General features: G+C 73.5%; 19 protein-coding genes and 1 pseudogene. 12 read left to right on the forward strand and 8 right to left on the reverse strand.

Annotated features, from left to right (window positions below; all coding sequences use genetic code 11):
* Nucleotides 1-133: 133 nt before the first annotated feature.
* A complete protein-coding gene (locus ACFY23_RS24095; RefSeq protein ID WP_350819319.1) occupies nt 134-5,602 on the reverse strand; it encodes a carboxyl transferase domain-containing protein in 5,469 nt (1,822 codons plus the stop codon).
* A 573-nt stretch (nt 5,603-6,175) separates the two neighbouring features.
* On the opposite strand from ACFY23_RS24095, the gene ACFY23_RS24100 reads away from it, so the two are divergent.
* On the forward strand, nt 6,176-7,036 hold the full coding sequence (locus ACFY23_RS24100) for a hypothetical protein (protein WP_350677209.1): 861 nt from the start codon (nt 6,176-6,178) through the stop codon (nt 7,034-7,036).
* Between the two features lie 47 nt (nt 7,037-7,083).
* Here ACFY23_RS24100 and ACFY23_RS24105 read toward each other — a convergent pair whose 3' ends face one another.
* On the reverse strand, nt 7,084-7,770 hold the full coding sequence (locus tag ACFY23_RS24105) for an HAD-IA family hydrolase (protein ID WP_350677211.1): 687 nt from the start codon (nt 7,768-7,770) through the stop codon (nt 7,084-7,086).
* 359 nt (nt 7,771-8,129) lie between these two features.
* Complete coding sequence (locus ACFY23_RS24110; protein ID WP_350677213.1) at nt 8,130-8,447, reverse strand: hypothetical protein; 318 nt, start codon at nt 8,445-8,447, stop codon at nt 8,130-8,132.
* A gap of 356 nt (nt 8,448-8,803) precedes the next feature.
* Between ACFY23_RS24110 and ACFY23_RS24115 the strand changes: the two genes are divergently transcribed.
* Nucleotides 8,804-9,610 carry a hypothetical protein gene (locus tag ACFY23_RS24115; RefSeq protein WP_387051275.1) on the forward strand — a complete coding sequence of 269 codons (807 nt, stop codon included), beginning with the start codon at nt 8,804-8,806 and terminating at the stop codon, nt 9,608-9,610.
* Nucleotides 9,611-9,718: 108 nt separating this feature from the next.
* Nucleotides 9,719-10,387: a phosphotransferase gene (locus tag ACFY23_RS24120; protein WP_350677217.1), complete on the forward strand. Its 669-nt coding sequence runs from the start codon at nt 9,719-9,721 to the stop codon at nt 10,385-10,387.
* Here ACFY23_RS24120 and ACFY23_RS24125 read toward each other — a convergent pair.
* Nucleotides 10,374-11,603: pseudogene (locus ACFY23_RS24125) on the reverse strand (glycoside hydrolase domain-containing protein); the annotation flags it as partial. The gene ACFY23_RS24120 and the pseudogene ACFY23_RS24125 overlap by 14 nt on opposite strands.
* A gap of 566 nt (nt 11,604-12,169) precedes the next feature.
* Complete coding sequence (locus tag ACFY23_RS24130) at nt 12,170-13,387, reverse strand: MFS transporter (protein ID WP_350677220.1); 1,218 nt, start codon at nt 13,385-13,387, stop codon at nt 12,170-12,172.
* A 65-nt stretch (nt 13,388-13,452) separates the two neighbouring features.
* Here ACFY23_RS24130 and ACFY23_RS24135 point away from each other — a divergent pair, with 65 nt between their 5' ends.
* A complete protein-coding gene (locus tag ACFY23_RS24135; RefSeq protein ID WP_350677222.1) occupies nt 13,453-14,445 on the forward strand; it encodes a winged helix-turn-helix domain-containing protein in 993 nt (330 codons plus the stop codon).
* 24 nt (nt 14,446-14,469) lie between these two features.
* Here ACFY23_RS24135 and ACFY23_RS24140 read toward each other — a convergent pair whose 3' ends face one another.
* On the reverse strand, nt 14,470-15,255 hold the full coding sequence (locus ACFY23_RS24140; protein WP_350677225.1) for a DeoR/GlpR family DNA-binding transcription regulator: 786 nt from the start codon (nt 15,253-15,255) through the stop codon (nt 14,470-14,472).
* A gap of 153 nt (nt 15,256-15,408) precedes the next feature.
* Between ACFY23_RS24140 and ACFY23_RS24145 the strand changes: the two genes are divergently transcribed.
* The 8 genes from ACFY23_RS24145 (at nt 15,409) to ACFY23_RS24180 (ending at nt 23,359) form a co-directional block, all read left to right on the forward strand.
* Entirely contained in the window at nt 15,409-16,308 is a 900-nt protein-coding gene (locus ACFY23_RS24145) for a sugar isomerase (RefSeq protein ID WP_350677227.1), read from the forward strand.
* Entirely contained in the window at nt 16,305-17,252 is a 948-nt protein-coding gene (locus ACFY23_RS24150; protein WP_350677230.1) for a hexose kinase, read from the forward strand. The genes ACFY23_RS24145 and ACFY23_RS24150 overlap by 4 nt, the downstream gene beginning before the upstream one ends.
* Nucleotides 17,230-18,096 (forward strand): class II fructose-bisphosphate aldolase, encoded by an 867-nt coding sequence (locus tag ACFY23_RS24155; protein WP_350677233.1) that lies wholly within the window; start codon nt 17,230-17,232, stop codon nt 18,094-18,096. The genes ACFY23_RS24150 and ACFY23_RS24155 overlap by 23 nt, the downstream gene beginning before the upstream one ends.
* Nucleotides 18,097-18,310: 214 nt before the next feature.
* Nucleotides 18,311-19,516, forward strand: a complete 1,206-nt coding sequence (locus ACFY23_RS24160) for a macrolide family glycosyltransferase (RefSeq protein ID WP_350677235.1) — start codon at nt 18,311-18,313, stop codon at nt 19,514-19,516.
* Nucleotides 19,517-19,805: 289 nt separating this feature from the next.
* Entirely contained in the window at nt 19,806-21,308 is a 1,503-nt protein-coding gene (locus tag ACFY23_RS24165; protein WP_350677237.1) for a radical SAM protein, read from the forward strand.
* A 79-nt stretch (nt 21,309-21,387) separates the two neighbouring features.
* Nucleotides 21,388-21,981 (forward strand): hypothetical protein, encoded by a 594-nt coding sequence (locus tag ACFY23_RS24170; RefSeq protein ID WP_350677240.1) that lies wholly within the window; start codon nt 21,388-21,390, stop codon nt 21,979-21,981.
* An 8-nt stretch (nt 21,982-21,989) separates the two neighbouring features.
* Entirely contained in the window at nt 21,990-22,541 is a 552-nt protein-coding gene (locus ACFY23_RS24175; RefSeq protein WP_350677242.1) for a copper resistance CopC family protein, read from the forward strand.
* Nucleotides 22,542-22,786: 245 nt separating this feature from the next.
* A complete protein-coding gene (locus ACFY23_RS24180; protein ID WP_350677244.1) occupies nt 22,787-23,359 on the forward strand; it encodes an SRPBCC family protein in 573 nt (190 codons plus the stop codon).
* Between the two features lie 70 nt (nt 23,360-23,429).
* On the opposite strand, the gene ACFY23_RS24185 is transcribed toward ACFY23_RS24180, so the two are convergent.
* Nucleotides 23,430-24,776, reverse strand: coding sequence for a cytochrome P450 (locus ACFY23_RS24185; RefSeq protein WP_350677247.1), 1,347 nt, complete (start codon nt 24,774-24,776; stop codon nt 23,430-23,432).
* Nucleotides 24,773-26,203: an NDP-hexose 2,3-dehydratase family protein gene (locus tag ACFY23_RS24190; protein WP_350677249.1), complete on the reverse strand. Its 1,431-nt coding sequence runs from the start codon at nt 26,201-26,203 to the stop codon at nt 24,773-24,775. Before ACFY23_RS24190 ends, ACFY23_RS24185 begins: the two co-directional genes overlap by 4 nt.
* Between the last annotated feature and the right edge of the window lie 74 nt (nt 26,204-26,277).

The raw sequence follows: 26,277 nt of genomic DNA on the forward strand, positions 1-26,277 counted from the left end.
GTCGACGCGGGTTTCCGCCACGTCCCTCGGCCAGGAAACGAGGGCACCGGTGCGCGGAGGCTTCCGCGCACCGGTGCAGGTGCCTGGCGTACCAGCCGGCCGGGGCGACCGCCCCGGCCGGCGGCGGGTGGGATCAGCGCAGGCGGGACTCGATGGCCTCGATGATCCGTGGGCGCAGTTCCGCGGCGCGGATGACGGCGTCGACGGAGCCGACCTCGACCGCCCGCTGGATGTTGTGCACGCGGTCGAACTCCGTGGCCACCTCGCCGAGCTTCTCCGCGCGGACCGACGAGCGGAGCTCGTCGAGCTCCGCGGTCAACGCCGCGCGGTCGGCCCCGGAGGCGGCCGCGACGCGGGCCTCCAGGTCCCGCACGCGCGGGTCGGCCGCGGTACGGGCGTTGACGTCGCCGGAGAACACCACCGCGGCGGCGGGGGCGCCGCCGAGCACCGAGGCGAACGACCCCTCCAGCGCGAGCACGGTCATGTTCGGGTTCAGCGCCTTCGAGAACACCACGAACGCGCCCCCGTGGTACCGGGAGATCACGCAGAACACGATGGGCCCGCGGAAATTCACGATGGCGCGGCCGATCTCGGCGCCGTACTCCAGCTGCAGCTTCCGCATCGACTCCGGCGAGCCGTCGAAGCCCGACAGGTTCGCCAGCACCACCAGCGGTCGGTTGCCGCTGGCCGCGTTGATCGCCCGCGCGGCCTTCTTCGACGACCGCGGGAACAGCGTGCCCGCGGTGTACGTGTCCGGGCCGTCGGTGGGCGGGAAGCCGCGCCGCGGCACCGACCGTGACTCGATGCCGAGCAGGCACACCGGAATGCCGCCGAGGTGCACGTCCTGCACCACCGCGGTCTCCGCGTCGGCCATGCCCGCCCAGCGTTCCAGCACCGGGTGGTCCTGGTCGGAGAGCGCCCGCATCACGGTCCGGATGTCGAACGGCTTCTTGCGGTCCGGGTTGGCCTCGGCCGAGAAGATCTCGCCGACGGTGGCGAAGTCGCTGCCCGCCAGGACGTGCGGGAAGTCGGAGATGTCCCGGTCGACGGGGTCGGTGGTCTTCGCCCGCCGCGGCCCCGCCTCGCCGGGCACGACGTACGTGTGGTCGTAGTACGACATCAGCACGTCCCGCGCGGCGGTCAGGTTCGGCGCCCAGTACTGCGCCTGCCCGTTCGGGCCCATCACCCGGTCGTAGCCGCCGATGCCGAAGTTGTCCTCCGCCGACACGCCGCCGGAGAAGTCGAGCGACTGCTTGCCGGTGAGCACCATCGCCGAGTCCGGCGTCATCACCAGGATGCCCCTGGTGTGCATGAGCATCGTCGCTTCGGCGTTCCAGTACGGCTGCGCGCCGACGGTGATGCCCGCGACCACGATGTTGATCTCACCGCCGGCCTGGGTGAACTCGACGATCCGCTTGAGCGCCGCGGCCACCCAGTCCATGTTCTCGGTGCCGGACTCCATCGAGATCCGGGCGCCGGCGGAGAGCGCGTACCACTCCAGCGGCACCCGCATCCGCTCGGCCAGGTCCAGCGCGGCGATCACCCGGCGGCACTCCGGCTCCGACAGCGCGCCGAGCGACTTCGTCGGGTCGCCGAGCAGCACGACCCGGGTGACGCCCTGCGGGTGCCGCCGGGTACGCGTCCTGACCACGCCCGCGACGATCGCCGCGGTGTTGCGCCCCTTCGGCCGGTCGACCGGCACCAGCGCGTGGTCGTCGTCGAGGTCGTGCTCGACGAAGTCGCCGAGCAGGCCGGTCAGCTCGTACGGGTACACCGTGTTGCGGCTGCTCGCGCGCAGCACCTTCTGCCGGTAGCCGTCGAGCGGCTCGACCGGCTCGTCCGACGGCTGGCCGACGGTCAGCTTGGTGCCGCCGGTGGCGTCGAAGGAGACCCGCACGGCGATCTTGGTCAGCTCGCCGGTCGTCCGGTGCCGCTGCCGCGCGATGAACAGGATCTCCTCCAGCCCGGCGCCCGCGGTCGTCGGCAGCACACGCCCGGCGATCATCTCCAGCTCCGCCCGGGTGAGGTCGCTCGGCGGCCAGACGTAGACCACGATCCGGTTGGTGTTGAAGCGGTTCTTCGACGGTCGCCGCGACTGCGCGCGGCGGATCGAGTCGAGGCAGGTGGCGATGACGTCCTCGGCCGTCGGCAGCGCGACCAGCCTGCCGTCGTGCTCCCGCAGCGCGGTCAGGTCACGCACCTGCGCGAACGCGACCAGGCGGTCGTCCGACGGGTTCTCCTGCGCCACGCACCGGAAGAGGTAGACCTCCTCGTCCGACGACGGCAGCCGGGTCAGGTCGAACTTGCGCAGCCGCTCCAGCTGCATCCGCTGCGCGATGTACGGGTGCAGGCCCCGGATCAGCCGCTCCTCGGTCATCCCCGTGGCCGACGGCCGGAACGTGAAGTGGTGGTGCATCACCGCGCCGCTGCGGCCCGCGACGGTGGCGGTGACCCTGCGGACCTGGCTCGGCAGCGGATGCGCGCTGACGACCTCGTGCAGCGCGGCCGCCATCGCGTCCGGGTCCTCCGGCTGCTTCTCCCAGGCGAGATAGATGTCGGCGTCGACGGCATCCTCGCCACCCGCCAGCTCCGCGAGCCCGCGCAGCGCGCTGCCCAGCGCGTCGAATCTCACCGCGGCGGAGGCCACGCAACCGTCCGCGCGCTCGGCGACCACGAAGGTGCAGCCCGCGACCTCGCTGGTGCGGACGCTGGTGAGACCCTTGTTGCCGTAGTAGCGCCGGGTCAGCACCTCCAGCATGACCGCGTGGTCCAGGGAGTCGCGGACGAGCCGCTGGCCGAGCAGCCGCACCAGCGGCTCGGTGCTGCGCACCATCTCGCCGACGCGTTCCGCGCGGTCCGGCGCCTCCGGGTGCGCGTCCAGGTGGCGCAGGTGCTTGCGGACGTTCGCGTAGACGCGGGCGCGGTTGCGGCGCAGCAACGGCTGGCCGAACCAGGCGAACACCACGCCGCGCGCGAGGTCGGCGAGCACGGGGAAGCGGACCTGCGTCGCCGCCACCAGCCGCTCCAGCGCGAGACCGGCCGGCTCCCGCAGCGCCTCGTCCGGCGGCGGCTCCCGCAGCCACGAGCGCAGCAACGTCGCGACGACCGTCGCGTCGGCGGACGCGCGCTGCTGGGCGAGGAAGATCCGGAACACCGCGGCTTCGAGCTCGGGGGAGCGCTCCAGGTCGGTGACACCGTAGTGCCCGAGCGCCCGGGCGAGCTTGGCCTGGAACGCCTCTGGCAGCCCGGCCCGCTCGACGTCGAGGCTCTGCAGGTAGGTGTGGAAGTGCTCGCGGGCGCTGTGCACGTGGCCCTCGCCGCCGACGTCCTCGCCCGCCGGCCGGTTGCGGCTCAGCTCGGCGAGGTCGGCGAACACGTCGACGAGTTCGAACTCCTCGGCCAGCGGCCGGTGGCCGTCCTCGGTGGCCGCCCGGCGCGCGGCGAGGTAGTCGTCCAGCGTCCGGCGATCGTCGTGCGGGTCGATGTCGAAGCCCAGCAGCAGGCTGCGCAGGTCCTCCTGGCCGCGCGTGAGGCGCTCGCGCGCCGGCACCTCCGCGGGCACGGGGGGCAGGTCCAGCTCGACCGACCCGGCGGCCGAGGCGTCCTCGGCGTCGTCGTCGGCGTCGTCGGCGAGCGGCTCCAGCCGCAGCAGCGGGGCACCGGTCTCCACCTGGCTGCCCACCGACACGGCGCATTCCCTCAGCCGCGCCCGGAACGGCGCCCGCAGCACCGTCTCCATCTTCATGCTCTCCAGCACCAGCACCGGCGCGCCCGCCTCGACCTCGGCGCCGACCTCCAGCGGCGTGGCGACGACCAGCGCCGGCGCCGGGGAGCGGACGACGCCGCCCTCGTCGCGGCTGACCCGGTGCGTCACCCCGTCCACCTCGACCAGGTGGGTCGGCCCGTGCGTGCCGGTGAGCAGGCGGTACCGGGTGCCGTTGACGACGATCTGCCCGGTGTGCCGGTCGAAGCGGTCGAGCTCGACGTCGGCGGTGCGGACGTCGGCGCCCGCCTCGATGCCGACGCGGAACCGGTGCGCGCCGACCCGCGCGACCCGCACGCGGTAGCCAACGCCCCGCAGCTTGAGGTCCAGCGGTCGGCCGCTCTTGTGCTGCACCTGCGGGCGCCCGCCGAACGCCGTCGACAGCAGCCGCTGCCGCTCCGCGCGCTCCTCCTCCTCGTACGCCTCGATGGCGGCGGCCGCCAGCGCGACGGCGGAGTGCCGGTGCGAGACGAGCCTGCCCTCGCCGCGGACGCGGTCGATCCAGCCGGTGTCCGCGCTGGCGTCGATCACCTCGGGCTGGTCGAGCAGGTCGAGCACGAAGCTCTTGTTCGTCGCGCCGCCCTCGATGATCACCGTCGTCTGCGCCATCGCCCGGCGCAACCTGCCGAGCGCCTCGTCGCGGTCGCGGCCGTACGCGATGATCTTGGCGATCATCGAGTCGAAGTCGGCGGGAATGGTGTCGCCCTCGCTGACGCCGGTGTCCACGCGGATGCCCGGCCCGGCGGGCAGGTCCAGCCGCGCGATGCGGCCCGGGGAGGGCGCGAAGTCGCGGTCCGGGTCCTCGGCGTTCAGCCGGGCCTCGACGGCGTGCCCGCGCTCCGCCGGCGGCTCGCCTTCGAGCCGGCCGCCCGAGGCCACGTGCAGCTGCGCCTTGACCAGGTCGAACCCGGTGGTCGCCTCGGTGATCGGGTGCTCGACCTGCAGGCGGGTGTTGACCTCGAGGAACGCGAACAGCCGGTCGCCCGGGTGGTAGAGGAACTCGACGGTCGCCGCGCCGCGGTAGCCGACCGCGACGGCCAGCCGTTCGGCCGACGCCTTGAGCTCGGCCGCCTGCGCCGGGCTGAGCACCGGCGACGCCGACTCCTCGATCACCTTCTGGTTGCGCCGCTGCACGGAGCAGTCGCGGACACCGAGCGCCCACGCGGTGCCCTGGCCGTCGGCGATCACCTGCACCTCGACGTGCCGGGCGCCGGTGACCAGGCGCTCCAGGAACACGACGCCGCTGCCGAACGCCCGCGCGGCCTCCTGGCTGGTGCGCTCGTAGGCGTCGGCGAGCTCCGCCTCGTTCGTGATCACGCGGATGCCGCGCCCGCCGCCGCCCGCGGTCGCCTTCAGCATCAGCGGGTAGCCGATCTCGGCCGCCGCCGCCAGGGCGGCGTCCAGGGTCTCGACGGCGCCGCGGCTCCACGGCGCGACCGGCACGCCGACCTCCTCGGCGATCAGCTTCGCGCCGATCTTGTCACCGAGCTTGCGCATGGCCTCGGCGCTCGGGCCGACGAAGGTGACGCCGACCTTCTCGCACAGCTCCGCGAACGCCGGGTCCTCCGCGACGAAGCCCCAGCCGACCCACGCGGCGTCGGCTCCGGTCTCCACCAGCGCCCGCTCCAGCGCCTTCAGGTCGAGGTACGGGCGCGCGGACGCGGGACCGAGGTCGTAGGACAGGTCCGCCTCGCGGACGAAGGTGGCCGTGCGGTCGACGTCGGTGTGCAGGGCGACGGTCTCGATCCGGGCGCCGGTCTCCGCGGCCAGGTCCCGTACGGCGTGGATGAGCCGCATGGCGGCCTCACCACGGTTGACGATGGCGACACGACTGAACACCCGAACGAGCCCTCCTGTAGACCAACTATGTACGCCCCGTGACACGGCGGCCCTCGGCAGTGTTCACCCTTCCGCCGGCACTTGAGAACCCCTGTTTCGCTCGACATCCGACGGCTGGCGGTGCCAGATCGCGGACGACGCGCTACGCGGCCCCAACACCGTAGGGCAGGGGCTCAACCGCCGGCGGGGCGGGCACGGCCCGCTGTGACATGACGAAGGCACCGCCCCCCGCGACGGTCAGCCCCCGCCCACCTCGTCGAGCGCTCGCCCGGCCGTCACGCCCGTGACGTGCGTCTCCCCGAGGTCGCAGCGCGTGACGCGCCGCTTTCGCCATCGCACCGCTCCGCTGCCGCAGGGTCCCACCGGTCACGACTGGATCATAGGTCCGGTGGATCGGATGCCCGCCAGTCGTGTGGAGGTCCGCGTCGGGTGGTTAGGCTGGCCGTCCCGGAGATTGGGAGCCGCGTTGGTCGAGTCGCGATGAACGCGGTGAGCCAGGTGAGCACGTCAGCCGCAGGTCGGACGCAGGAACGACCGATCGTCGTCTGCTGTCCCGGACTGAGGAGCCCATGGGTGCGCGTCAGCATGGCGACCAGCGCCGGCAGGGCCGGCCAGCCGAACGAGGACTTCGTCGGCGCTGTTCCCGGCGCTGCCGTTCTGCTGGACGGCGCCGGCATCCCGGGCACCGAGTCGATCTGCTCCCACGGTGTCGCCTGGTACACGCACCGCCTCGGCGGGGCCCTGCTCGGCCGGCTGTCGCGCGGCGACGGGCGAGACCTCGCGGCGATCCTCGCCACCACGATCGGCGAGATAGCCGCCGAGCACCGCGGCACCTGCGACATCACGAACCCCGGCAGCCCGCAGGCGACGGTGGTGATCGTCCGCGCTCACCGGGGCCGCCTGGACTACCTCCTGCTCGCGGACTCCTTCCTCCTCCTCGACCAGGCCCGCGGTGGCCCGCAGGTCATCACCGACGAGCGTGAGGTCACCGCCAGGCGCACCTGCTCAGCGCCCCTGGACGGCGTTCCCGGGGGAACGCCGGAGTACGACCGCGTCCGAGACTCCTGCGTCGAGGCGCTGCGCGCTCGCCGGAACCAGCCGGGCGGCTACTGGATCGCCAAGGACGATCCGCACGCGGCAGAGGAGGCGGTGACCGGCAGCCGGCCCCTTACCGACCTGAACAGCATCGCGCTGCTCAGCAACGGCGCCAGCCGCATCGTCAGCCCATACGGCCTGACCGACTGGCCCGGCGTGCGGCAACTGCTCGGCGCTCACGGGCCGGCCGAGATCATCCGCCGCGTCCGGCAGGCCGAAGCCCACACCCCCGCAGGCCCCGACGCTCGGGTCCCCGACGACGCCACGGTTGCGCACTGCACCCACCTGCCGGGCTCCGGGGTCGGCGAACTGTGGCCGCCAGCCGCTGATGCCCGCTGACTGTGACGACCCGCGAGGGAATGGGCTCACGATCGGCGGTGCGCCCCTCAGGCAGCCGTCACCGCGAGCAGGTCGAGGACCTGGGCGGGCCGGTGGGCCACCGCCCGGACGTCCGCCGTGGCCGGGGAGGTGTCGCACCAGCGGGCGTGCACCGCCAGCGCTCCCGCCGCCTCCGCACACGCGAGGTCCACCGCCGCGTCGCCGACGTACGCGGTCTCGGCGACGTCGACGCCCAGGCGGCGGCAGGCCAGCCACAGCCCGTCCGGCGCGGGCTTCGGCGCGGGAACCTCGTCACCACAGACCACGACCGGGAACAGCCGGTCGAGCCCCGTGCGGGCCAGCACGAGGTCCGTGCTCCGTCGTGCGGCGGCGGTGAAGATGCCGAGCCGACAGCCGGCGCGGTCGAGGTCGTCGGCCAGGTCGAGTACGCCGGGGAACGGTCGTACGTTCGCGACTGCCGCCTCGAAGTGGCGGTGGAAGCACTCGAGGTCCCCGGCGGTGACGGGCCGTCGCAGGAAATGGGCCAGTACCACCGGCGTGGCCCCGATGTGCCAGGTGGCGACGACGGTGGCCGGCGAGACGTCCGGCCCGCCGAGGGCGCGGATCGTGTCGGCGTACACGGTCGGAGCGATCGTCATCGTGTCGACGAGGGTGCCGTCGAGGTCGAACACGACCGCGGCCGGGCCGACGCGGGGCGGCCGGGTCACGGACGCCTCCGGTGGGGTGCGGTTCACCGGGCGCCTCTCCGCCGTCCGGGTACCCGGGTCGCCGCCTCGACCCCGTCCCGCCCGACCTCGTGGTCACCGCTACCGACACGCATGCGCTCCATCACGCCCGCACCGTATGCGGCCGGCCGCCTCCCGTCGAGAACCAATCCCCGCCTCGTGGCCGGGTCGTTCGTCCCCGCTGAGCCGGGAGGTCGCCCGCCCGGGTCAGGTCCGCGACCACGAACAGCCAGCGTGGCGCCGCCTCGACGTCGAGCCCGTCGGAGGCGTGCTCGCCGGTCCGGCTGGAACCGCCGGGCGCGAACCGCGGCGCGATCCGGGACAGCCGGTCGTCGCCCGGATCCGGCGTCACCGCTCCCGGGCGCGGGTCAGCCGGCCGCGCAGGCCGTCCTCACCTGCTTGACGGCGGTGTCCAGGGCCGCAGTGCTGGGCTTCTTGGCGGGGTTGGTGGCGTACGTGTCGGCGAGCTCCGACATGGCGGTCGTAACCGCCTTCACGGCGTCGTTGACCGTGGCGGACGAGGTGAACGTGTGCGCGTAGAGACCTGCCGCGCCGGCGGAGTACTGTGCGCTGACGGCCGAGTGACCCGCCGGGGGCCCGATCTTCTCCGCGTCGGCCACCTTCGCCAGCGCGCTCTCGATGTCACCGTTGATCGTGGTGCAGGCGGCTTTGGCGTCGGCGTTCATGGCCGAGCCGCCCGCACAGTTGCCTCCCCCGTTACCTGCGTACGCCGACGCAACCTACCAGGCGACCAGCGTGCACAAGGGACGCGCTGGTCTGGTCGGCGCCCTCGTCGGGTTGGCCGGCGCGGCAGCTCCCTGCCGGCGGTGCGGCACCGTCGCCGGGTCGTCGCGACACGTGCCGATTGTCGGAGATGTCGCGGGCGGCTCCGGTCAGCAAAAACGCACTTCACTCATGTATAGCGATCGATGCCTTCGGTGCGGTACTGCTGTTCCTTACCACAGGAACACCTAGCAAACGGAGGCGTGCCATGCTGACAACTCGTCGTGCCCTCACGGCGGCCGGCGCAGCGTTGCTGCTGGTGGCGGCTGTGTTGGTCGTCGTGGTGGCGAACCACCGCACCGCCGGATCCGAGCGGACGACGCTGGCGGCAGCGGCGGCCGGCCAGGCCGTGCCGGCGCCGTCGAACGAGCGTCTCCGGGAGGTCCTGCTGCCCAAGGCCGACCACCCCGCGGGTACGGAACTGGTGGAGATGTCGTTGGCCGACGCGGGCAGGTTGTTCGAGCCCGACCCCGACGTCGCCGTCTCGCCGGTGGCCTGCCTCGGCTCCCTGCAACTGGCGATCGGAGGGCAGAGTCGGGCCGCCGGCGGCTGGATCCAGGTCGGCAGCCGGCGCGACGTCGACAGGGGCACCACGGGCAGGTTCACCGCGACCGTCGAGGAACTGCCCGAGGGGCTTGATCTCGCCCGGCTCCGCGAGGCCGCGGGCACCTGCGCCTCCGGCAGCATGACCTGGCGGTCGCTGAAGGTGAGCGCGACGATCGACCTGGCCGAGGTGCCCGTGCCGGCGCTGGACGGAGCCGCGACGTACGGGCTGCAGTCGACCATCACGTTCACCGGCCTGACGCAGCAGCAGTTCGACCAGCTCGTCGCGGACAGCTGCTCGATCGAGGCGGCGTCGGCCGTCGTCGCCGTCGGCTGGACCTGCGACGAGGGCGCGGGAACCGGCACGACCGTCAACCAGCCCGCCGGGGACTTCACCGTGCGCCAGTACCAGCTCTACGTGGCCCGTGGGAACCACTACCTGGAGATCTGCGAACCGGACCTGACCACGGCGATCTCGATGTCGGAGACGCTGTACGGCCGGTTGCGCTCGGTCGTCAAGTGACGTGGACCCGGTGACCCGGCCGCGCCTGGGGGCGGCCCGGCCGGGTCACCGGCACCCGCCGGACCCGCGGCCCTGGCGGAGGCCGCGAGTCCCACTATCGTTCGCGGCATGGCTGATGGCGGTCTTCTCGCCTCGGGACGCGACGCGGACGTGTACGCGCTCGGCGACCTGCTGGTGTTGCGCCGCTATCGGCGCGGCGGCGACGTGACGGCCGAGGCGACGGTCATGGCGTACCTGGAGAAGGCGGGCTTCCCCGTCCCCAGGGTGCACGAGGCCAACGGGCCCGATCTGGTGATGGAGCGGGTGGACGGGCCCACCATGCTGCAGGCGCTCCTCGACGCGCGCCTCACGCCCGTGGCGGCGGCCAGGCTGCTCGCCGACGTCCACCGCCGGCTGCATGCCGTCCCGCCGCGACGCGGCACCGATCCCGCGGCGCGCATCCTGCACATGGACCTGCATCCCGACAACGTCATCCTGAGCGGGCGAGGGCCGGTCGTCATCGACTGGCGCAACGCCACGGAGGGCCCCGCGGACCTCGACGTGGCGATGACGGCGGTGCTCCTGGGGCAGGTGGCGGTCGACGCGACGCACGCGCTGGCCGCACCAGCCGCCGCAGTCCTGACCGCCTTCCTCACCACCGTCGGCGGCGGCCCACTGTCCGTACTGGACCGGGCGGTCGCGATGCGTCGGGCCGACCCCGCGTCGCCCGCCGGCGAAGTCGATCACCTCGCCGGCGTGGCGGCGCACATCGTCGCGACCTGCCTCAGGCGCGGGTGATGCGGACCGCGTCGGCGATGACGTAGCCCGTGCCGCTGGTCCACCGGCTCACGCCGACCTTGTCACCGTCGCCGGCGGCCAGCGTGAACACGCCGAGCGACACCCACCGGCCGCCGTTGAGGCGCTGGTTGACCCGTACCGTCTGGTTGCCGGTGGTGGTCGCCACGATGTACGGGGTCGAGTCGTTGTAGCCGGAGGCGGCCGGGTACCAGACCGAGACCTCGTACGCGCCGGTCTCGGGCAGGTTCGCCTTGTACCAGGCCACGTCACTGGCCGAGACCGGGTTGGCGAACCGGTAGTCGGGACCGATCCGCTGGCTGGAATAGGTCGACGTCCCCCAGTTCGCGCTCGCCGTGAACCGACCCGTGGTGGTGTTGTCGACCGTGACACTGAACTCCTGCGGCGGCGTGGTCCCGGTCGAGACGTCGAGGTAGTCGCGGTCGATGTAGATCCGCACCCCGCCCCAGGTCTCGTAGCTGTCCCCGGTGTACTGGTGGATCCGCTGCCGGTTGGCGTAGTGCCCGTCGGGGCAGTAGCTGCCGGCGTCGGTGTCCGCCACGCCGTTCCACCAGGCGAAGAAGAGGTGGTCGACGCGGGTGTACCGGGGGTCGTCGTACGCGGAGCACAGGTCTCGGACACCGGAGGAGCCGCTGGAGTACATGCCCGAGAGGTAGCCGAGCGCGTGGAGCTGTTCGGTCCAGCCGGACAGGTACGAGAGCACCGCCGCCTTGCACGACTCACTCGACGGGTAGTGCTCGATGTCGTTGTAGATCACGCTCCCGGCGGGGATGCCCAGCGCGCGGGCCGCGTTCACCGCGCTGTTCGCCCGGGTCGCGCCCTGCGACCGGGCCGTGGCCGGGTCGTAGGACATCTTCGGCGTGCGGGTGCCGCACGGGGCCTGGTAGTCCAGCTCGATGGGGATCAGGTGCCAGCCCTTGTTGGTCTGGTTGGTCACCCAGGTCGCCGTCAGGTTGGCCTGGGTGCAGGACCGGCTGGCGCCGCTGATGTAGATGCCGACCGCCCGGTACGGCGAGCTGCTGCGCCACGCGTCCATGGTCGACTGGGCCGGGGCGGTGCACGTGTCGAAGCCCTTGCCGGTGTAGGTGCCCGGCTGCGGACCGGCCGCCGCCAGCGGCGTCACCGAGGCCGGGCCGGCGGCCGCGCGCGTGAGGTCCAGGGGTGCCGGGGTGGCGCCCCGACCGAGGCTGGCGGAGGCCAGGACGCGGCGGACCGCCGACTCGGTGTCCGGCGTGTGCGCGGCCGTGACGAGCACGCCGGCGTCGCGCACCGCGACCTGGATGGTGCCGTCGCGTGACACCGGGGCGTCTACGGTCGCCCGGCCCCTCGCCGTGATGGCCGTGTCCGCCGTGAGGCGGTCGGCGGTGACGGCGTCGATCGGCTCGATGACCAGTCCTGCGGTGCGCCCGACCAGGCCGGAGGGGCACCACGGCTCGTCGCCCGGGTGGCCCAGGTAGACGGTGGGCCGGTCGAACCGGACGCACGCGTGCGGATCTTCGGCCAGGTCGACGACCTGCCAGCCGGCGGGCACCGCCACCCGGTAGCCGCGGTAGCTGACGGTGTGCTCCTCGGTGGGGGCCGCCCAGGCCGGGGTCACCGCCCCCACCGCACCGACGATGGCGACCGTGAGGCTCGCCAGGATCCTTCTTATCGTCATCGAAGCCTCACTCTGGGGAAGAATTTTGCCGGCGGGTGAACAGCGTTGCAAAATTTCTACCAGTCGCGGGCGGCTATAGCCAGAGACCAATCTCGATGCTCAACCCCTCACCGTCGCGGCGAGAGGACGCGCCACAGCGCCAGCGTCGCCGCGAGCGACCCGCCACCGGCCAGCGCCATCACCGCTCCCGGCGGGAGCACGTCGCTCAGGGCGCCGCCGGCTGCGGCGGCCACCCCCTGGGTCGCCATCAGACCGGCGCCGAGCAGACCGAAGGCCTGACCGCGACGGGCCTCCGGAACGGCGTCGAGGAACCGCCGGGCCAGACCGAGCTGGTAGGCGAAACCCGCGGTGGCCGCCGCGAAGAGGGCCGCCGCCGGCCACAGACCCGGCCGGGCCACGAAGGCCAGCATGGGTACGCCGAGCAGCAGTGCGAGCCAGGGTGTCCACGCCTCCCGGCGGGCGGGTGCGACGAACCGCCCGACCAGCAGGTTCCCGAGGAGCATCCCGAACGCGGCCGCCATCAGCAGCACCCCCGCGCTCGCTCCCGGCCCGAGCCCGGCGGCGTACGGCACGGCGACGCCCTCTGCCCCGACCAGCAGCGAGCCGGGCAGCCACTGCGCCAGCAGCAGCCCACGGATCCGCCGGTCGGCGAGCAACGCCCGGTTGACCCGCCAGGTCTCCCGGACCGCCCCGGAACCGTCCCGCCCCGCGCGGGGCGGTCGCGCCGCGAGCCCGGCGCGCACGAGCAGGGCCGAGACGGCACACGTCGCGGCGGCCACCCACAGTGCGCCGTACGGGCCGATCCGGCCGAGCAGGAGGCCGCCGAGGGCGAACCCGGCCACCTGGGTGCCGCCCGCCGCCACGGTGAGCAGGGACCGCCCCAGCACGTACGCGTCGCCGGGCAGCACCTCCGGCAGCAGCGCCGTGCGCGCGGCGCTGCCGACCGGTGCCAGCAGGCCGACGGCCGCGGCCAGGACCAGCATGCCCGCCGGGGAGAGCGCGCCGAGGGCGAGGACCACCACCAGGAGGAGCCGGAGCAGGTCGTACCCGACGATCACCGCGCGCGGGGGCCACCGGTCGGCGAGCGCGAGCATGAACAGCCCGCCCAGCGCGTGGGGCAGGAACCCGGTCACGTACGCCAGGGCGGCGAGCAGCCCCGAGCCGGTGCGCTCGTAGACGAGCACGGACAGCGCGAGCATCTTCACCGTCTCGCCGATCATGAACACGCCGAAGCTGCCGAGGAGCACCCGGAATTCGGCGACGGCGAAGGCGTCCCGGTAGGTGGCGGGTCGCCCGGCGTCGGCTCTCGTGGAGGTGGCGGTCACCCGGGCATCGTGCGGGCCGTGCCGGTGGCTGGCCTATCCTTTCGTTGTCGAACGAAAGGCGCGGCGTGCGGATCGAGGTGACCCTGGCCGACGTCGCGGCGAGCCGCTACGCCATCTCGCCACTGGGCGAGGCGGTGGCCGCGCTGCGGCTCTGCGCCGGGCAGAACCCCGCCACCGTCCTGGCACCGTGGGTGGCCCGGGCGCGACCGGGGTACGAACGGCTGCGGCGGGAGTTGCCGGCGGTGGGCGCGCTGCTGGCGTTGCTGCGCCGCGGCGGCTACAACGCGGATTTCATCCAGCCACCACCGGACGGCACGGGGCGGGACTTCGCCGACGAGTTGGCCGTGGTGCGGGCGACCCCGCTCGCGCAGGCCCGCGGCGAGTTGGCCCGCAACCTCGCCGGTCCGCGCAGCGCCCCACCGGCGTACGCCCGCCGGATCTACGACTCGCCCCACCTGGTGGACCTGCTCGCGGACGCGATCGAGGCCGCCTGGGTGACCCTGGTCGAGCCGGACTGGCCCCGCCTCCGCGCGGTTCTCGAACGGGACCTGCTGCACCGGGCCGGCCGGCTGCTCGCGTACGGCTGGGGGGCGGCCGTGGCGGACCTGGACCCCCGGCTGCGGTGGGAGCCCGGCGGGGCCGTCGGGGCGATCGAGGTCGCCGACGGCGACCCATGCGTCTGCCGGCTCGACGGGCGGGGGCTGCTCTTCGTCCCCACCGTCTTCGGCACCATGATCACCTACGTCGACCCGCCGTGGCCGTTCGCCGTCGTCTACCGCGCCTCGGGGGTGGCCGAAGTGCTGGGGTCGCCCGACCCGGCCCGGCCGGAGGACGCGCTGGACCGGCTCCTGGGGCGGGGGCGGGCGGCCGTGCTGCGGGCGCTGGCCGTGCCCGCCACCACCAGCCAGCTCGCCGCCCAGCTCGGGGCCAGCCTGGGCGGGGTGGGCGGCCATCTGGCCGTGCTGCGCGAGGCGGGGCTCGTCGCTCGTGCGCGCACCGGCCGCACGGTCCTCTACCGGCGCACCCCGCTGGGTGAGGCGCTCGCCGGGGGTGGGTGAACAGGGTTCGCCGCGCGCCCCCGGTCAGGCCCGCACCACGGTCACCCCGGCCCCGGCCAGGAGCGTCGCCTGCTCGTCGTCCGCGCCGGCGTCGGTGACCAGCGTGTCGATCTCGCCCACCGTGCAGATGCGCGCGAACGCGCGACGGCCCAGCTTCGAGCCGTCCGCCACCACGATCGCGCGGGCCGCGGCGGCCAGCATGGTGTGGTTGACGGCCGCCTCGCCGTCGTGGTGCGCGCTCGCCCCGTGCCGGTGGTCGATCGCGTCCACCCCGATCACCGCGGCGTCCAACGCCACCCCGTCGAGCATCGTCGCGGCGATGGGGCCGACCAACTCGTACGAGTGGGGCCGGGCCGTCCCGCCGGTGAGGACCACTCGGATGTGCGGGCGGACGATGAGCTCGTTGGCGATGTTGAGCGCGTTGGTGACCACCGTCAGCGACGGTGTGCGGCCGTCGGCGGCCAGGTCGGCGCGCAGCGCCAGGGCGCGGGCGACCTCGGTCGCGGTGGTGCCGCCGTTGATGCCGACGGTGGAGTGCGGGGCGATCATCGCGGCGGCGGCCTCGCCGATGCGCTGCTTCTCCGGTGCGTGCCGGCCCGCCTTGTAGCGCAGCGGCAGGTCGTAGGCGACGTTGCTCGAGGCGGCGCCGCCCCTGGTCCGGGTGACCAGCTGCTGGGCGGCGAGTTCGTCGAAGTCGCGGCGCACCGTCGCGCCGCTGACCCGCAGTGCGGCGGCGGTCGTCTCGATGTCCAACTGGCCCTCCTCGGCCAGCATCTCGAGCAGCTTGTTCCACCGTTCGTAGCGGTTCATCGTCGCGCACTCCGGTCCCTGGACGCATTCGGCCGGTAACCCTATCGGCTGGCCCGCCCCGCCCGGCTCACCTTGACCGGTGCCGCCCGTCGCCGTAGCGTCCTGCAACAACTTGCAAAATTACGGCCCTGTTATTGCATGAGGTGACAGTCGATGGCGTACATCACCGAGGAGATCGCGTCGCAGCCCGCGCTGTGGTCGCGAGCAGAGAGCCTGGCCCGTTCGTCGGCCGTGACCGCGGCGCTGCCCGCACCCGGTGAGCGGGTCGCCGTCGTCGGGTGCGGCACGTCGCTGTTCATGGCGCAGTGCTTCGCCGCGCTGCGGGAGTCCGCCGGCGGCGAGACCGACGCCTTCGCGGCGTCGCAGTTCCCGCACCACCGCCGCTACGACCGGGTCGTCGCCCTGACCCGCTCCGGGACCACCACCGAGGTGCTCCGCCTGCTCGCCGACCTCCCCGCCGGCCAGCGGTCCACCGTCGTCACCGCCGTCGCCGACGAGGCGGCCACGCGGCTGGCCGACCGGTCCGTGGTGCTCGACTTCGCCGACGAGCGGTCGGTCGTGCAGACCCGGTTCGCCACGACGGCGCTCGCGCTGTGGCGCTGCGCGGTCGGCGCCGGCCTGGGCACCGCGGTCGACGACGCCCGCGCGGTCCTGGCCGCCCCCGTCGACCCGGCGCTGCTCGACCGCCGGCAGTTCACCTTCCTCGCCAGCGGCTGGGCGGTCGGGCTGGCACACGAGGCGGCCCTGAAGCTGCGCGAGGCCGCGCAGGCGTGGGCGGAGTCGTACCCCGCGATGGAGTACCGGCACGGCCCCATCAGCGTCGCCGACGCGCAGTCGGCGGTGTGGATCCTCGGGCCTGCGCCGGACGGCCTGCGGGAGGACGTCGACGCCACCGGCGCCACGGTGGTCCAGTCCCCGGCGGACCCGATGGCGCAGCTGGTCGCCGCGCAGCGGCTCGCCGTCGCGGTCGCCGCCCGCAAGGGCCTCGACCCGGACCGTCCACGCCACCTCACCCGGTCCGTCGTGCTGCCGGCGACGGCGAGCCGACCGTGATCCTCGCGGTGTGTCCCAACCCGGCGATCGACGTCACCTACACGGTGCCCGATCTCGTTCCCGGCACCTCGCACCGGGTCACCGCCGCGCGGTGCCGGGCCGGGGGCAAGGGAGTGAACGTGGCGCGCGTGCTGTCCCGGCTCGGCGCGCAGACCCGGCTGCTGGCCCTGGCCGGCGGCACGACCGGCGAGACCATCCGGGAGGAGCTGCGCGACGCCGGCATCCCGGCCGACCTCACCACCGTCGGCGGCGAGTCCCGGCGCACGGTCACCGTGGTGTCTCCGGACGCGGCGACCGTCCTGAACGAACCGGGCCCCGTCGTCACGGCGGCCGAGTGGGGCGCCTTCACCGAGCGCTTCGACGCCGCCGTAGCGGACGCGGCGGTCGTCGTGCTCTCGGGTAGCTGCCCGCCCGGCGTGCCGGTCAGCGCGTACCGCGACCTCACCGTCGCGGCCCACGCCGCGGGGGCGGTCGTGCTGGTCGACGCGGCGGGGGCCACGCTGCGCCACGCGCTCACCGCGCGCCCCGACGTGGTCAAGCCCAACGCGGACGAGATCGCCGACATCGTCGGGGCCGCGCCCCGTACCGGGACCGAGGCCGTCTCCGCCGCGTACCGGCTGGGTGACCTGGGGGCCGGGGCCTCGGTGGTCTCCCGCGGCGCCGCGGGCTTCGTCGCCGTCGTCGGCGGGACCGCGTACGAGGTGCGCGCGCCGGAGACCGTGCACGGCAACCCCACCGGCGCGGGCGACGCCCTGGCCGCCGTGCTCGCCCAGGGGCTCGCCGCCGGGCAGCCGTGGCCGCGGATCCTCGCCCGGGCCGCCGCGATCTCGGCTGCGGCCGTCGTCTCGCCGTACGCCGGGGACTTCGACACCCCCACGGCGGACCGGCTGCTCACCCACGTCACCGTCGAGGAGGTCACCGATGCCGCTCGCCGCCACCGCTGAACTGGTCGCCGCCGCCCGCGCGGCCGGCACCGCCGTGCTGGCCTTCAACGTCATCACGCTCGAACACGCCCAGGCGATCGCCGCCGGCGCCGCCGCCGCCGGCCGCCCGGCGATCCTGCAGATCAGCCAGAACGCGGTGCGCTACCACGCCGGCGTGCTGCCGATCGCCACCGTGGCGGCCGAGGTCGCGCGCCTCTGCCCGGTCCCGCTCGGCCTGCACCTCGATCACGTGGAGGACGTCGCGCTGCTGCGCCAGGCGGCGGACGCCGGGTTCAGCTCGGTGATGTTCGACGCCGGCGCGCTGCCGTACGACCGCAACGTCGCGGCCACCCGCGCCGCGGCGGACTGGGCCCGCGAGCAGGGCCTGTGGCTGGAGGCGGAACTCGGATACGTCGGCGGCAAGCCGGGAGCGCCGGCCAGCGCCCACCTCGCCGGCGTACGCACCGACCCGGAGGAGGCGGCCCGCTACGTGGCGGAGACGGGCGTCGACGCGCTCGCCGTCGCCGTCGGAAGCTCGCACACGATGACCACCCGGACGGCGACGCTGGACCAGGGGCTGATCGCGGCGCTGCGCGAGGCCGTGCCGGTGCCGCTGGTCCTGCACGGGTCGTCCGGCGTGCCCTTCGAGGAGCTGCGGGCCGGAATCCGCAACGGCATCGTCAAGGTCAACGTCGGGACCGCCCTCAACGTGGCGTTCACCGGCGCGGTCCGGGCGGCGCTCGCCGGGGACAGCTCGGTCGACCCCCGGCGCTACCTCAGCGCCGGCCGGAAGGCGATGACCGCCGCCGTGGCGGAGCTGCTCGCCGTGCTGCCGGAGCCGTCCGGGGCGCTCGCCCGCGGCTGAACCCCGGGGCCGGCCACCGCGGCGGCCGGCCCCACCGGCCTCCTTCGACATAGCGTCCCGTCGATCAATCGTGCTATATATGTTTAAAGCCTTGGCCCCCCGTCGCGCCCGTCGTCGCCCTTGTCGGCGGGCGCGGTCGGATCCCAGGGGAGCCACCGCTCCGCGCGCACGCGCCGCGCTGACAACGCCGAGACGACCAGCCGGGAGTGAGCCCATGCGCCAGCGTCACATCCTCTTCGCCAACGTCCAGGGTCACGGTCACGTCTACCCGTCGCTCGGCCTCGTCAGCGAGCTGGCCCGGCGAGGGCACCGGATCACGTACGTGACGACGCCGCTGTTCGCCGACGAGGTCAAGGCCGCCGGCGCCGAGGTCGTGCTGTACAAGTCCGAGTTCGACACCTTCCACGTGCCCGAGGTCGTCAAGCAGGAGGACGCCGAGACGCAACTGCACCTGGTGTACGTCCGCGAGAACGTGGCCATCCTGCGGGCCGCCGAGGAGGCGCTGGGGGACAACCCGCCCGACCTCGTGGTCTACGACGTGTTCCCGTTCATCGCGGGGCGCCTCCTGGCCGCCCGGTGGGACCGGCCGGCCGTACGCCTCACCGGCGGCTTCGCCGCGAACGAGCACTACTCGCTGTTCAAGGAGCTGTGGAAGAGCAACGGCCAACGCCACCCGGCCGACGTCGAGGCCGTGCACTCGGTGCTCGTCGACCTGCTCGGGAAGTACGGCGTCGACACCCCGGTCAAGGAGTACTGGGACGAGATCGAGGGCCTCACCATCGTCTTCCTGCCGAAGTCGTTCCAGCCCTTCGCCGAGACCTTCGACGAGCGGTTCGCGTTCGTCGGGCCCACCCTCACCGGCCGCGACGGCCAGCCCGGCTGGCAGCCGCCACGGCCGGACGCGCCGGTGCTGCTGGTCTCGCTCGGCAACCAGTTCAACGAGCACCCCGAGTTCTTCCGCGCCTGCGCGCAGGCCTTCGCCGACACCCCCTGGCACGTGGTCATGGCGATCGGCGGCTTCCTCGACCCGGCGGTGCTGGGCCCGTTGCCGCCCAATGTCGAGGCGCACCAGTGGATCCCGTTCCACTCCGTGCTCGCGCACGCCAGGGCGTGCCTGACGCACGGCACCACCGGCGCCGTGCTGGAGGCCTTCGCCGCGGGCGTGCCCCTGGTGCTCGTGCCGCACTTCGCGACCGAGGCCGCCCCGTCCGCGGAGCGCGTCATCGAGTTGGGCCTGGGCTCCGTGCTGCGGCCGGACCAGCTCGAACCGGCCAGCATCCGGGAGGCCGTGGAGCGGCTCGCGGCCGACTCCGCTGTCAGGGAGCGGGTGCGCCGGATGCAGCGCGACATCCTCTCGTCCGGTGGGCCGGCCCGGGCGGCGGACGAGGTCGAGGCGTACCTGGGGCGGGTCGCGCCCTGACCCCTGGCGTTCCCTGCCGTCCACGCGGGCCGGCGTCATGACCGGGTGGCAGGGCCGGCCGTCGCTGGTGGGCGCGTGGGGAGGCCGCCCGCCGCTCGCGCGGCCGGCCCGCCCGTCCGTCGGCCCGCCCGTCCGTCGGCGCGGGCGGGTGTCGCCCGTCGGCGTGGGCGGCAGCCTGCCCGCCGGTCCTCCCGACGGCGTGGACCGTCCACTTGACATATCGATTCTGGTTCCGGCTCTGGGCCGCTGGGGTCCTTGTTTCCACTTCAAAACTAGGTAGTATTTCGCCATGGGTCTTCGTGACGTCAGCGTGCTGCTGCTGTACCCGCCGAACCAGACCGCCCCCGGCACGGTGTGCAAGCCGAACGGATCGCTCGCGTACCCGAATCTGGGCGGAGCCCTGCGGGAGCACGGTGTGCACGTTCGCGTCTTCGACGCCTGCGTCGGCGAGGGCGCCGACCCGCTCGACGACATCTTCGCCAACCCCACGCCGATGCCGAGCGGTTTCCTCCGCACCGGCGTCAGCGACGAGCGGATCCTCGAGGTGGTGAAGGACCACGACATCGTCGGCATCACCTCGATCTTCACCGACCAGGAGACGATGGTCCTGCACTGCGCGCGGCTCATCCGGGCGGCCTACCCGGAGAAGCTGCTCGTCACCGGCGGGGTCAACGCGCGGTCGCGGTTGCCGCAGTTCTTCGGGGCGGGCTTCGACGTGGTCTGCCTGTCCGAGGCCGAGCGCACGATCATCGACATCGTCGAGGCCGTACGACGGTCGCCGCACCCGAGCTTCGCCGACATCCACGGTGTCGCCTTCCTCGACGACGGCCGGATCCGGATGAACCCCGCGCGGGCGCAGGACGTCGTGTGGGACCTGGACACCCTGCCCATGCCGGCCTGGGACCTGCTGCCCAACGAACGGTACTGGACGATCGCCCGGCCGCACTCCGGTCTCTTCGAGCCCGGCGCCGAGCTGCGGTACGCGACCATGATGACCTCGCTCGGCTGCCCGTTCCGCTGCGCGTACTGCCACATCGCCGGCGAGCAGGAGGGGAGCCCCAGCGGCCCGATCGGCAAGTTCCGCGTCAAGTCGGACGAGCGGGTGCTGGCGGAGATCGAGACGCTGAAGAGCCTGGGCGTCGACAACGTGTTCATCGAGGACGACTCGCTCCTGGGCGACAAGCGGCGCGGCCTCCGGCTGCTCAAGAAGATCCAGGGCGCTGGCGTGACCATCTGCGACCTCAACGGCATCAACCTCATCCACCTGCTCAAGCGCTGGAAGCCCGACCACGAGGTCCTGGAGGCGATGGCCGACGCGGGCTTCACGCAGATCAACATGCCCTTCGAGTCGGGCAACCTGCGGATCATCCGCAAGTACGCGAGCAACAAGCTCAACATCGAGAAGGCCGACCTGCCCGGGCTGATCGTCGCCATGAAGGAGTACGGCTTCCAGATCTACGGCAACTACATGATGGGTTACCCGGACGAGACGCTGGAGGAGATCGAGACGACCATCCAGCTCGCCAAGGAGCACGTCTCCTACGGGCTGGACGCCGCGAACTTCTTCCTCGTCGTGCCGCTGCCCGGCGCGCCGTTGTTCGACATGGCGATCGCGGGCGGCCACATCAGCCCCGACTTCGACCCGGACACGATGAACATCTACCGGGCCAACATGACCGGCACCCTGGTGCCGGCAGAGGTCCTGGAGGAGCTGCGCCACCGAGCCTGGGACGAGGTGAACTCGCCGACCTGGAAGAACGCCAAGAAGGCGTGGGCGGCGACGGCCAGCTGAGCAAGTTCAGAGTCACGCCGCGGTCGTCACACCTCATAGCGTGAAGACACACCTTCCGGTGTGGACTATGGAGGGACCCATGGCAGCCACTGTCCGTAAAGCCTCTTCCGGCCTGATGGCGTCACTCAACGGCCGGTTCCACCGCACGGCGCTCGCCCTCTACATGGCGGTGGTCGTCGCGCACTGGGCCGAACACCTGGTGCAGGCGTACCAGATCTGGGCGCTCGGCTGGCCGCGGCCGGAGGCGCGCGGCGTGCTGGGGATGCCGTTCCCCTGGCTGGTGAGTTCCGAGTGGCTGCACTACGGCTACGCCATCGTGATGCTGGTCGGCCTGTTCCTGCTGCTTCCTGGGTTCACCGGTCGGTCCCGGGCCTGGTGGACGGTGGCCCTCGCCCTGCAGTTCTGGCACCACATCGAGCACGGGCTGCTGCTCGTGCAGGCCCACAGCACGTTCCGGCTGCCGGGCTCGGCCGAGCCGACCAGCCTGCTCCAGCTGATCGTGCCCCGGGTCGAGCTGCACCTGTTCTACAACTCGGTGGTCTTCCTTCCGATGCTGATCGCCATGTACCTGCACCTGCGCCCGAACGCCGCGGAGCGGGCCGCCGCCACGTGCTCCTGCGTGCACCGGGCCGGTGCGCCGGCCTGGCGCCAGCCCGTGGCCGCCACCGACTGACGGGCGTCATGTCGAGCACGAGACGGATCTACGCCGGCGCCGCCCTCACCGTGGCGGCGCTGGTGGCCGTCCTCGCCCTCGCCGGCAGGATCGACTCGCAGTCCACGGCCGCGTCGAAGGTCGAGGTGGTCTCGGTCGACCCGGCCGATGGCGCCGTCCTGTCGGGCGCGCCGACGGCGGTACGCATCCGGGTGGCCGGCCGGCCGGACCTCGCCGGATCCCACATCTCCGTCTACGACGCGGACCGGTCCCTGCTCAACCAGGGGGCGCTGACGGCCGCCGGCCGCGACGGCCTGACCCAGGCGGTGCGGGCCACCGGGTCCGGTGAGGTTGCCGTCGCGTACCACGTGGTGACGGTCGACGGGCGGGACGCCTCCGGCATCGCCCGGTTCACGGTGGGCGCGCCGGGCGGGGCGCCGCCGCCCGAGCCCCCGGCGCCGGCCCACGCCCACGGGATCGACCCGGTCGGCGCTGCCCTGCTCGCCGTCGACGGTCTCGCGCTCCTCGCCGTGCTCGTGCTGCTCGCGCGGCGCTCCCGCACCGACCGCGACATCGCCTGATCCCGCCACGGGTTCCGGCCCGCCCGCTTCGTGGCGCGCCCGCGTCGGCCCGCACCGGTAGCCCTCGGTCGACCACGACCCGGTCGTGGCGTCTTCGTGTGACCCGATCGTGTCGGGGTGTGCACGACGCGCCAGCGTTGTGGGGCACAAATCGGACGTTAGGTAAGTCATGGCTGCTAAAGTCCTCGGCGTGCGGGCCGGACCGGCTCCCGTGGCACCACGCACCTGTAGGAAGGTCAAGTGGCATGAACAAGACGTCCGACGTCGTCAGGGACACCGAGCGCGAGCTGCGCGATCACCCCAGCGGATTGAACGCCCTGGTGGTCCGCCGCAGCTACGACGCCTCACCGGAGGAGCTGTGGGACGCCATCACCGATCCCGAGCGCCTGGTGCGCTGGTTCCTGCCGATCTCCGGTGACCTGCGGGTGGGCGGGCGCTTCCAGCTGGAGGGCAACGCCAGCGGCGAGATCCTGCGGTGCGAGCGGCCCAGCACGATCGGCCTGACCTGGGAGTCGGGCGACGGCAGCAGCGAGGTCGAGCTGCGACTCACCCCGTCGGGCGACGCCACCGTTCTGGAGCTGGAGCACGCGCCGGTGCCGGCCGAGATCATCCCCAACGCGGCGCCGGGGGCGTGGGGCATCGGGGCCGGCTGGGAGATGGGCCTGGTCGCGCTCGACGACTACCTCGCCGGCACGCTTCCCGAGGGTCGGGCGGTCGACTGGATCGCCAAGGCGGGCCCCGAGGAGATGGCGGCCGCGTCCGAGTCGGCCCAGCGGATCAGCGAGGCGTGGACGACGGTGATCGCCCAGCGTCGCTGAACCCGTCGGCGCTCCCGACCGGGACCGGCGTCCGGCACCGACGGCGCGGCCGGGCGCCGGCGCGGTCGGCTCACCAGGCGACCGGCAGCGCGTGCAGGCCGAAGATGTTGCCGTCCTCCTTGAGCGGCAGGTCGTCCACGTCCACGGTCAACCGCAGCCCGGGCAGCCGCCGGACCAGCCGGCTCAGCGCGACGTCCAGTTCCAGCCGGGCCAGGTGCTGGCCGGGGCAGATGTGTCGTCCGTAGCCGAAGGCGAGGTGGTGCCGGGCGTCGCGGTCCGGGTCGAACTCGTCCGGCCGGTCGAACGCCGCCGGGTCCCGGTTGGCGGCCTGGCCCAGCGCCACCACCCCCTCCCCGGCCCGGATGGTGACCCCACCGACCGTCACGTCGGCGGTCGCGGTCCGCGCGGTCGCCGCCTCGACGATGGTGAAGTACCGCAGCAGCTCCTCGACGGCGGCGGGGAACCGGTCCGGCTCGGCGCGCAGGCGGGCGAGCCGCTCCGGATGGGTCAACAGGGCCAGCACGCTCAGCGAGATCATGTTCGACGTCGTGACGTGCCCGGCGACCAGCAGCACGAAGGCCATGCTCACCACGGCCTCGTGGTCGGGCTCGCCGGCCGCGCGCTGCGCGGCGAGCAGCCGGCTGAGCACGTCGTCGCCGGGGTGCCGCTCCTTGTCGGTCACCACGCCGTCGAGGAACTCGCGGATCTCGCGGGCGCACCGGGCCCGCTCGTCCGCGGGCACGCCGCGACTCAGCATCCGGGTGGACCGGCGCTCGAAGAACGCGTGTTCGCCGTACGGCACGCCGAGCATCTCGCAGATCACCCGCGACGGCACCGGATAGCTGAACGACGGCACCAGGTCGGCGCTCGACCGCCCGGCCGTCATGGCGTCGAGGTGCTCGTCCACCACCCGCTCGACCAGCGGCCGCAGCTGTCGTACCCGCCGCGCGGCGAACTCGTCGACGATCTGGCGGCGGGCGGCGGTGTGCTCCGGCGGGTCCATCCAGTTCAGCGGGGGGCGGAAGTTCGCGAACGAGGCCTGCCGCTGGCTCTCGGTGGTCGGCGCGAACCGCGGAAAACCGGCCCGGCGCCGGTCCGCGCTCATCCGCGGGTCGCTGAGCACCCGCTTGACGTCGGCGTACCGGGACACCACCCAGGCCGTGTTGCCGCCGAGCATGGGCAGCCGGGCGACCGGCCGCTCGGTCCGCAGCCGGGCGTACTCGGCCGGCGGGCCGAACGGGCACCGGCGGGGCAGCGGAAACGCGTCGATCCCGGCCGCGCTCCCGGCCTCGGCCGGTCCGTCCGCCGCCCGCCCTGGCGTGACCGGCGGCCCGGGCGTGACCGCTGGCCCGGGCGTGACCGCTGGCCCGGGTGGGACCGGCCGAGCGCCGTCGGGCCGGTCGTCGCGCCCGGTCACCGCAGCGCCCGCAGGCAGAGCAGGAGGCTGCGCGCCTCGATGTTGACCTGATAGCTGAAGGCCGCCACGGCGGTCAACTGGCGCAGGGTCAGCCAGGTGTAGTCCGGCGGTGTCGCGGTGGGGAAGTCCGGGCCCACCTCCACCACCATGTGCCGGGTCACCGCGTGGTGGAACCGCCCGCCCTCCTCCGACTGCAGCACGTCGTAGTGCACGCGGACCTCGTCGGAGAGCACCAGGTCGAGGTACGCCGGGCGGCCGTCCCGGGCCGGGCCGGTGAAGTTGTCCGGGGTGCACTGCACGGTCGGTCCCAGCTCGACGGTGTCCCGGTAGCCGGGCCGCAGGTCGGCGTGGGCGAGCACGTGCAGCACGCCGTCGATGCGTCGGACGACGAACGCCACCAGACCCGTCCCGCACGGTGCCAGCAACGGCTGGCACCACTGGGACACCTCGCGGTTGCTGGCCCGCACCCGCCGGCCGACGATGCGGAAGAACCGGCCGGAGCGGTGGCGGATCTCGTCGTCGGCGCGGTACCAGTCGCGCACCTCGCGCAGCGGGACCTGCCGGGTCGCCAGGGTGGGGCCGGCCTTGTTGGCGGTCAGCCAGTTGCGGACGCCGAGCAGCGGTTGCCACGCGCCGTCGGCCAGCGAGGACTCCGCCACCGCGCCGCCGATCGTCCCGGCGTCCCCGTCGCCGTCGGCGACCGCGTGGCCGGGCAGGCAGGACAGGACGGTACGGGCGTCCATGTTGACCAGGTTCGGCCGGTGCAGCAGATCGTGGATCTGGCCGAGGGTCAGCCACACGAAGTCCTCGTGCGGTGCCACCTCGTCGGCGACCTCGACGATGATGTTCCGGTTGCGCTTGCCCCGGAACCAGGAGCCCTGCTCCGACTGGAGCACGTCCACCAGGACCCGGCCGCGCCCCGGTTCCAGGAAGTACTCCACGTAGCGGGACCGGGCACCGCGGTGCGTGCGCTGGTAGTTGCTCGGGGTGGACTGCACGGTGGGGGAGAACTGGACGCCGTTGACGTTTCCCGGCTCCATCTTGGCCTGCATCAGGAAGTGCAGCACCCCGTCGATCTCCCGGGCCAGGATGCCGAGGATCGCCCGGTCGGGCTGGTGGATGATCGGCTGCCACCACTCGCCGACCGGCCCGCGGTCGGTCCGTACGTGCAGGCCCTCGACGCTGAAGAACCGGCCGCTCTCGTGCACCAGGTCGCCGGAGTCCGGCGCGAAGTGCCAGCCGGTCAGGTCGGCGAACGGCACCGCGGTGACCTCGAACGGGTTTGCCCGCTGTCGCTGCGCGAGCCAGGCCGCGAGCCGGGCGGCCGAGCGGGGGCGGTGCCGGGCCGACCGGGCCAGCCGGAGAGCGAGGTCGTCACGATCGGCCCGCCCGGGGCCGGGTCGGGCGTCGGTGTGCGGCAGGAGCATGCTTCCTCCCTGACGGGGACGCGCTCGGCGGGACGCCGGTGGCCGGACGCGGCCGGGTCGGGACCCGGGCGCCC

It is taken from the genome of Micromonospora sp. NPDC000121 (genome assembly GCF_042899165.1).
Lineage (GTDB): Bacteria > Actinomycetota > Actinomycetes > Mycobacteriales > Micromonosporaceae > Micromonospora.

What these genes read in the sequence shown, in the direction of transcription:
- ACFY23_RS24110 (WP_350677213.1), bottom strand. Translation starts at nt 8,447, where the DNA reads ATGAACGCCGACGCCAAAGCCGCCTGCACCACGATCAACGGTGACATC.
- ACFY23_RS24120 (WP_350677217.1), top strand. Translation starts at nt 9,719, where the DNA reads ATGGCTGATGGCGGTCTTCTCGCCTCGGGACGCGACGCGGACGTGTAC.
- ACFY23_RS24140 (WP_350677225.1), bottom strand. Translation starts at nt 15,255, where the DNA reads ATGAACCGCTACGAACGGTGGAACAAGCTGCTCGAGATGCTGGCCGAG.
- ACFY23_RS24145 (WP_350677227.1), top strand. Translation starts at nt 15,409, where the DNA reads ATGGCGTACATCACCGAGGAGATCGCGTCGCAGCCCGCGCTGTGGTCG.
- ACFY23_RS24155 (WP_350677233.1), top strand. Translation starts at nt 17,230, where the DNA reads ATGCCGCTCGCCGCCACCGCTGAACTGGTCGCCGCCGCCCGCGCGGCC.
- ACFY23_RS24160 (WP_350677235.1), top strand. Translation starts at nt 18,311, where the DNA reads ATGCGCCAGCGTCACATCCTCTTCGCCAACGTCCAGGGTCACGGTCAC.
- ACFY23_RS24165 (WP_350677237.1), top strand. Translation starts at nt 19,806, where the DNA reads ATGGGTCTTCGTGACGTCAGCGTGCTGCTGCTGTACCCGCCGAACCAG.
- ACFY23_RS24170 (WP_350677240.1), top strand. Translation starts at nt 21,388, where the DNA reads ATGGCAGCCACTGTCCGTAAAGCCTCTTCCGGCCTGATGGCGTCACTC.
- ACFY23_RS24175 (WP_350677242.1), top strand. Translation starts at nt 21,990, where the DNA reads ATGTCGAGCACGAGACGGATCTACGCCGGCGCCGCCCTCACCGTGGCG.
- ACFY23_RS24180 (WP_350677244.1), top strand. Translation starts at nt 22,787, where the DNA reads ATGAACAAGACGTCCGACGTCGTCAGGGACACCGAGCGCGAGCTGCGC.
- ACFY23_RS24190 (WP_350677249.1), bottom strand. Translation starts at nt 26,203, where the DNA reads ATGCTCCTGCCGCACACCGACGCCCGACCCGGCCCCGGGCGGGCCGAT.